The sequence below is a fragment of the Hyphomonas sp. genome (assembly GCF_046313975.1).
Taxonomy (GTDB): domain Bacteria; phylum Pseudomonadota; class Alphaproteobacteria; order Caulobacterales; family Hyphomonadaceae; genus Hyphomonas.
On the sequence record NZ_JBKBXB010000013.1, the window covers coordinates 63394 to 69778 of the forward strand.

General features: G+C 65.8%; 7 protein-coding genes. 5 read left to right on the forward strand and 2 right to left on the reverse strand.

Annotation, left to right across the window (positions count from 1 at the left end):
- Positions 1-27: 27 nt before the first annotated feature.
- Complete coding sequence (gene aroC / locus ACK4TE_RS06865; protein ID WP_409910752.1) at positions 28-1119, reverse strand: chorismate synthase; 1092 nt, start codon at positions 1117-1119, stop codon at positions 28-30.
- 85 nt (positions 1120-1204) lie between these two features.
- Here aroC and pdxH point away from each other — a divergent pair, with 85 nt between their 5' ends.
- Together pdxH and ACK4TE_RS06875 are read left to right on the forward strand one after the other, a co-directional pair.
- Entirely contained in the window at positions 1205-1864 is a 660-nt protein-coding gene (pdxH, locus tag ACK4TE_RS06870) for a pyridoxamine 5'-phosphate oxidase (RefSeq protein ID WP_409910753.1), read from the forward strand.
- Positions 1865-1885: 21 nt separating this feature from the next.
- The gene (locus ACK4TE_RS06875) at positions 1886-2272 is read left to right on the forward strand and encodes a DUF4345 domain-containing protein (protein ID WP_409910754.1); all 387 of its coding nucleotides are present in this window, start codon (positions 1886-1888) and stop codon (positions 2270-2272) included.
- A gap of 99 nt (positions 2273-2371) precedes the next feature.
- On the opposite strand, the gene ACK4TE_RS06880 is transcribed toward ACK4TE_RS06875, so the two are convergent.
- Positions 2372-3325 carry a glycerophosphodiester phosphodiesterase family protein gene (locus ACK4TE_RS06880; RefSeq protein ID WP_409910755.1) on the reverse strand — a complete coding sequence of 318 codons (954 nt, stop codon included), beginning with the start codon at positions 3323-3325 and terminating at the stop codon, positions 2372-2374.
- A 117-nt stretch (positions 3326-3442) separates the two neighbouring features.
- Between ACK4TE_RS06880 and ACK4TE_RS06885 the strand changes: the two genes are divergently transcribed.
- The 3 genes from ACK4TE_RS06885 (at position 3443) to ACK4TE_RS06895 (ending at position 6369) form a co-directional block, all read left to right on the forward strand.
- Positions 3443-5068: a long-chain-fatty-acid--CoA ligase gene (locus tag ACK4TE_RS06885; protein ID WP_409910756.1), complete on the forward strand. Its 1626-nt coding sequence runs from the start codon at positions 3443-3445 to the stop codon at positions 5066-5068.
- A 12-nt stretch (positions 5069-5080) separates the two neighbouring features.
- On the forward strand, positions 5081-5428 hold the full coding sequence (locus ACK4TE_RS06890) for a DUF3088 domain-containing protein (RefSeq protein ID WP_409910757.1): 348 nt from the start codon (positions 5081-5083) through the stop codon (positions 5426-5428).
- 62 nt (positions 5429-5490) lie between these two features.
- Positions 5491-6369, forward strand: coding sequence for a DUF1499 domain-containing protein (locus ACK4TE_RS06895; protein WP_409910758.1), 879 nt, complete (start codon positions 5491-5493; stop codon positions 6367-6369).
- Positions 6370-6385 lie beyond the last annotated feature (16 nt).

A 6385-nucleotide genomic window follows, 5' to 3' on the forward strand; every position in this document is an offset into this window, starting at 1 on the left:
CGATGGAAGTTGTATGAATGTTTTACGTCAGCGCCCGGTCTGGCCCCTGTGGCGCAGCATCGCGTCCGCCAGCACGCAGGCCATCATCGCCTCGGCCACCGGCACGGCGCGGATGCCCACGCATGGGTCATGCCGCCCGATGGTACGCACATCCACTTCCTCGCCGTCCCGCGTTACGGAGCGCACTTCGTTCAGGATCGAAGACGTCGGCTTCACCGCGATGCGCACGACGATATCCTGCCCGGTCGAAATCCCGCCCGCGACGCCGCCATTGTTGTTCTTCAGGAATGTCGGCCCGGCATTGCCCGCGCGCATCTCGTCGGCATTCTCTTCGCCGCTCATTGCGGCCGAGGCAAAGCCCGCGCCGATCTCCACGCCCTTCACCGCATTGATGCTCATCATCACGCCGGCGAGTTCCGAGTCCAGCTTGCCATAGACCGGCGCGCCCCATCCGGCCGGCACGCCGCTCGCATGCACTTCGACAATTGCGCCCGCCGACGATCCCGCCTTGCGCGTCTCGTCCAGGAACTGCTCCCACTGCGCCGCCATCTTCGCGTCCGGGCACCAGAAGGGATTGGTCAGCGTCTCGTCCCAGGACCAGCTTTCAGGATCGATCATGTGCGGCCCGATCTGCACCACTGCGCCCCGGATTACGATCCCGTCGCCCAGCACCCGCCGCGCCACGGCGCCCGCCGCCACCCTTGCGGCTGTCTCCCGCGCGGAGCTGCGCCCGCCGCCGCGATAGTCGCGCACGCCGTATTTCGCATCATAGGCATAGTCCGCATGGCCGGGCCGGTAGCGGTCCCGGATCTCGCGGTAATCCTTCGAACGCTGATCGGTATTCTCGATCATCAGGCTGATCGGCGTCCCGGTCGTCACCTGTCCCTCGGTCCGGTCATCTTCGAACACGCCGGAGAGGATTTTCACCTCATCGGCTTCCTGCCGCTGCGTCACGAAGCGAGAGGTTCCCGGCCGCCGCTTGTCGAGGAAGCCCTGGATCCAGCCCGCATCCAGCTTCAGCCCCGGCGGGCACCCGTCCACCACACAGCCCAGCGCCGGCCCATGGCTCTCGCCCCAGGTGGTGACACGAAAAAGATGCCCGAACGTGTTATGCGACATGTGACAGCCTGCGCCCTCGCGGTGATCGCCAGCCTCCTATATGAAATCGCGAAGAACGCCAAATTGCGCCAAAGGGGCGATGCCCATGTCCTCCTCAATCCTCCCGCCGACGCCCAGCGCCGCCGAATACGCCGCCTCTGGCGACCGCCCGCTGATCCCGGACACTGCCGACCCCTTCGCCCTGTTCGAGGCCTGGATGGCGGATGCCCGGGCCGCCGAGCCGAATGACGCCAACGCCATGTCGCTCGCCACGGTCGACGGCGATGGCCGCCCGGATGTCCGCATCGTCCTCCTGAAAGGCCTCGAAGGCGGCGGCTTCACCTTCTTCACCAACCTTGAAAGCGCCAAGGGCGTCCAGCTCGCCGGCCAGCCGCAGGCCGCGCTCTGCTTCCACTGGAAAAGCGTGCGCCGCCAGGTCCGCATCCGCGGCTCCGTCACCCGTGTCACCGATGCCGAGGCCGACGCCTATTTCGCCACCCGAGCCGCCCAGAGCCGCATCAGCGCCATCGCCTCAGACCAGTCCCGCCCGATGGCGTCGCGCGCCACCTACGAACAGCGCGTCGCCGAGGTTTCCACCATCTATGGCGACGGCCCGGATATTCCGCGTCCGCACTTCTGGGGCGGCTACCGCCTCACGCCCACCGAAATCGAATTCTGGCAGGACCAGGCCTTCCGCATGCACGACCGCCTGAAATTCTGCCGCAAGGACAGCGAAGGCTGGGCGACAGTCCGCCTCTATCCGTAAAAAGTATCACTGGGGGAATACATGAAACTCGGCCTGCAGATCGTCCTCGGTCTCTTCTCGCTTATCCCGCTTGCCTTCGCCGTCATGGGCCTGATGAGCGGCATGGCCGGCGCTGATCCGGCTGCGGCCGTTTCCGCCGCCGTGGATAATCAGTACAGATACATGTCGGGCGTCTACATCCTCGTCACGCTGCTGCTCTGGTATGCCATCCCAAACATCGAGCGCCACTTCACCTTGATGGCCCTCATCTGCGCCGCGCTCGTCATCGGCGGCATCGGCCGCTTCCTCTCGCAAACCGCGCTCGGCCCCGGCACCCCGCAACAATCCGCCGGCATGCTGATCGAACTCGGCTCACCGATCCTGCTCGCCTGGCTCTGGCTGATCGTGCGAAAGCCGAGAGCCCAATAACCTTGTCATCCCGGCGAAAGCCGGGACCCAGACAAGACAGATTATACGGCGTTTGAACTGGGTCCCGGCTTTCGCCGGGATGACGAAGGGGAGAGAGCCCTACTTCGTCACACACGCCGCCCAGCCGGCATCATCCGCCTCCAGCCAGTCCGCCACACGATACGGCTCATCCGTCGCGATCAGCACCACGCCGTCATCCACAAGCCGCTGGTATTCCACGCCGTCGCCGTCCGCCCAGTAGAGATCGTCCAGCCGCTCGCCCTTGCGCCCCAGCGTGCCAAAGGCCGGCTCCACGCCTTCCCGAACCAGCCGCTCGAAGGCCGGCGGGTCCGGCCGCTCGGTGCCCGTCCAGGCGATGATCCGTGTACGGTCAACGCCGAGCCCTTCCAGCCGCTGGATATCGCGCCCGCCGCGCGCCGAGGCGGTCATCATCAGGCCGGCGTCCAGCCGCGCAATCTCGGCGGCTTCCTCGTCATTGTAGGAAATCATGATCACGTTCGCCGCCGCGTCCGCCGCCTTCACCGCTTCGACAATCTCGCGGAAGCCGGTCGTCTTCTTGCGGTCCAGCTCCAGGATCGCGCCATTCTGCTTCGCCCAGATCAGCGCGTCGGTCAGCTTCGGCGGGTTGAAGTCCGTCACCGCGCCCTCGGTATCCTTCAGCCGGACGCGCGCAATATCCGCCCATTTCGTATCCGAAACATAGCCCGTGGCGTCCGACGTGCGCCCGAACCGGTCATCATGGTGCAGGAACAGGACGCCGTCCCGGCTCGTCGCCACGTCCACCTCGAACACGCGGATGCCCCGCTCCAGCCCGTAGGCCATCGTCTCGATCGCATTCTCCGGATAGCCGGCCGCCCCGCCGCCCCGGTGCGCGGCCACCACCACGCCGCCGGACTTGCGCAGGCAATCGAACAGGCCGGGCAGGGGTGGCATCTCCACCGTCAGGGGCGTTTCCGCCGCCACCGCCACCTCCGCGGCAGCCTCCACCTGCGGCGCATCCGTGCACCCCGCCAGCAGTGCCGCGGCGGTAAGTCCTATCAGAACAGCCCTCATCTTCCCGTCCTTTCCTTGCGTCAGCGCCGATGCCCGAATAGACAGGGCGCTGCAAAATCACAAGGCGCGCCCGGGCATTTCCCCGGGCAGCGCCGTCAAATCCGGAGGAGTAGGAACATGAAGGGACTGATGCAGGACTGGCCGCTGACCGTGGACAAGATCCTCGAACATGCGCGCCTGCAACATGGCGACCGCGAGATCATCACGCGCCGGGTCGAGGGCAACATCACGCGCATCACCTATGCGCAGCTCTACGACATGGCCAAGCAGGTCTCCACCGCCCTGAAGGACGAAGGCATCGGCCTCGGCGACCGGGTCGCCACCCTCGGCTGGAACTCCGAACGCCACATGGCCACCTGGTATGGCGCCATGGGCATCGGCGCGGTGCTGCACACGATCAACCCGCGCCTCCACCCGGACCAGATCGCCTGGATCGCCAACCATGCCGAAGACAAGGTCCTCGTCTTCGACAAGACCTTCCTGCCCATCGTCGAAGCCATCCGAGGGCAACTTGAAACGGTGAAAACCTTCGTCATCTATGCCGGTGCCGACACGATGCCCGAGAACAAGCTCGGCGCGATCCCGTTCGACATCTGGATCGACGGGCGCAGCCGGAATGTCCGCTGGGGCGACTTCCCGGAAGATACCGCCTGCGGCCTCTGCTACACCTCCGGCACCACGGGCAATCCCAAGGGCGTGCTCTATTCCCACCGGTCCAACGTGCTGCACACGCTCGTCACCATGGGCAAGGACGCCATGGGCATGGGCTCGGCGGACTCGGTCATGCCGGTCGTGCCGATGTTCCATGCCAATGCCTGGGGCCTCGCGCTCTCGTGTCCGGCAACCGGCGCCAACATGGTCATGCCCGGCGCGCAGATGGACGGCGCCTCGATCTACGAACTCCTCACCAACGAGAAAGTCTCGATCACCGCCGCCGTGCCCACCGTCTGGCTGATGCTGCTCACCCACCTGCAGCAGAACAATCTCAAACTGCCTTACCTCAAGAAAGTCCTGATCGGCGGCTCGGCCATCCCGGAGCGTATCCTGCGCGCCTTCGAGGAAGACTATGAAGTCGATGTCGTCCACGCCTGGGGCATGACCGAAACCTCGCCCCTCGGCACGCTCGGCGCCCTGCCGCCGCACATGGTCGAGGCCGATATCGACACGCGCATGAAGCAGAAGCTGAAACAGGGCCGCCCGCCCTTCGGCGTCGAGCTGCGTCTGGTCGATGATGACGGCAAGGAATTGCCGCGCGACGGCAAGACTTCCGGCCGCCTCATGGTCCGCGGCGCCGCCATCGCCGGCGGCTATTTCAAGGGCGCTGGCGGCCATGTCCTCGACTCTGAAGGCTGGTTCGACACCGGCGACGTCGCCACCATCGACGAGATCGGCACCATGGTCATCACCGACCGCGCCAAGGATGTCATCAAGTCGGGCGGAGAGTGGATCTCCTCCATCGACATCGAGAACATCGCTGTCGGCCATCCCAAGGTCGCCAATGCGGCCGCCATCGGCATCTACCATCCGAAATGGGACGAGCGCCCGCTGCTGATCGTCCAGCCCAAGCCCGGCGAAAATCCGACCAAGGATGAAATCCTCGCCAGCCTCGAAGGCAAGATCGCCAAATGGTGGACGCCCGATGATGTCCAGTTCGTCGACAACATCCCCCTCGGCGCCACCGGCAAGATCAACAAGCTGGCCCTGCGCGAAACCTTCAAGGACTACAAACTGCCCACCGCCTGAGAAAGATCCTCCGTGCCAAGAGATATCCTGTTCCTGCTGAAGCCGGGCTTTTCCGATCCGGCCCTGCCGGGACAGGAATTCTACTGCTGGCACTGCGCGCTGATGGAAGGTGTTCTCGCCTCCTTTCCGCATCTCGGGGCCAATCTCGAAGTCCGCCGTATCGCGTTTCCCCGGCCGCGTGCCGAGGTTATTGCCCTGATCGGCGAGGCGAACCAGTCTCTGCCCGTGCTGGTCCTTGCCGATGACGCGCCCGGAGACCTCAGGGCGGCGAGCCATCAGGGCCGGAGATTCGTGAATGAACCGATGGCGATCCTTGATGTGCTCCACCGGCGCCACTCCTTTCCGCCGGCGCACCCCTGACAGAGCGCCTCATTGCTGCGTCTGCGGAAGCAGATAGGGTTGCGCCGATACCGGAGGCAGGCATGGAAAATCAGAACGCCGGCTGGCGCGGCCGTTTCGCGGGCGCCGCCCTCATCGTTTCGCTGCTCGGTGTCCTTTGGTTCGCGTTTGCCGCCCTCGGAACGCGCTTCGGCCTGTGGGACTGGCAGACGGGCGCCCACACGCTGATCGGCACGCCGGGGCAGGGCCTTGGCCGCTACGTCGCCGGCGCCGCGCTCCTCCTCTCGCTCGCCGCCCTCCTCATCGCCCTCGCAAAGGCGCCGCGCAAGCGCGCCTTCATGCTCGCCTTCGCGGCCCTCTTCATCAGCGCCTCGCTCGCCGGGCGCTTTGCGGGCGCCACGCTCAATGCCGAGGCGAAGCCGCCGCTGCACGACATCCAGACCGACTGGTCTGATCCTATCGCCCCCAGCGACGCCCTCATCACCGAACGTGAAGCCACCGGCGCCACCAATCCGATCGAAGACGATCCCCTCATCCCCGAAGCCGCCGCCGCCCGCTGGCCCGGCCTCGCCAGCCAGCGCGTCGCCGATGTGCAGGAAGCCGCCGAATACATTCCCGGCGTCCACAAGTCGCCGAAGCAGACGCCATACCCGCTCATCGCCCCACTGGTCATGGACGCGAGCCCCGAAGCCGCCTTCGCCGCCGCCCTCGCCACCCTCGAGCGCCGCGGCTGGCACCTCACTCTCGCCGAGCTCGAAGAAGGCCGCATCGAAGCCTCCGAAGAAAACTTCTGGTTCGGCACACGGGACGACATCCTCATCCGCATCCGCGCCGTGGATGAAGGCGTCCGCATCGACGTCCGCTCGGTCAGCCGCACCGGCCTCTCTGACCTCGGCACCAATGCCAAACGCGTCCGCAACCTCCTCGACGAACTCGAAACCCGCCTCGGCAAAGACCTGTAAAAAGCTGGAATCGCCT

Excerpts from the sequence above, each read along its gene's own strand:
- aroC (WP_409910752.1), bottom strand. The coding sequence starts at position 1,119 with ATGTCGCATAACACGTTCGGGCATCTTTTTCGTGTCACCACCTGGGGC.
- pdxH (WP_409910753.1), top strand. The coding sequence starts at position 1,205 with ATGTCCTCCTCAATCCTCCCGCCGACGCCCAGCGCCGCCGAATACGCC.
- ACK4TE_RS06875 (WP_409910754.1), top strand. The coding sequence starts at position 1,886 with ATGAAACTCGGCCTGCAGATCGTCCTCGGTCTCTTCTCGCTTATCCCG.
- ACK4TE_RS06880 (WP_409910755.1), bottom strand. The coding sequence starts at position 3,325 with ATGAGGGCTGTTCTGATAGGACTTACCGCCGCGGCACTGCTGGCGGGG.
- ACK4TE_RS06885 (WP_409910756.1), top strand. The coding sequence starts at position 3,443 with ATGAAGGGACTGATGCAGGACTGGCCGCTGACCGTGGACAAGATCCTC.
- ACK4TE_RS06895 (WP_409910758.1), top strand. The coding sequence starts at position 5,491 with ATGGAAAATCAGAACGCCGGCTGGCGCGGCCGTTTCGCGGGCGCCGCC.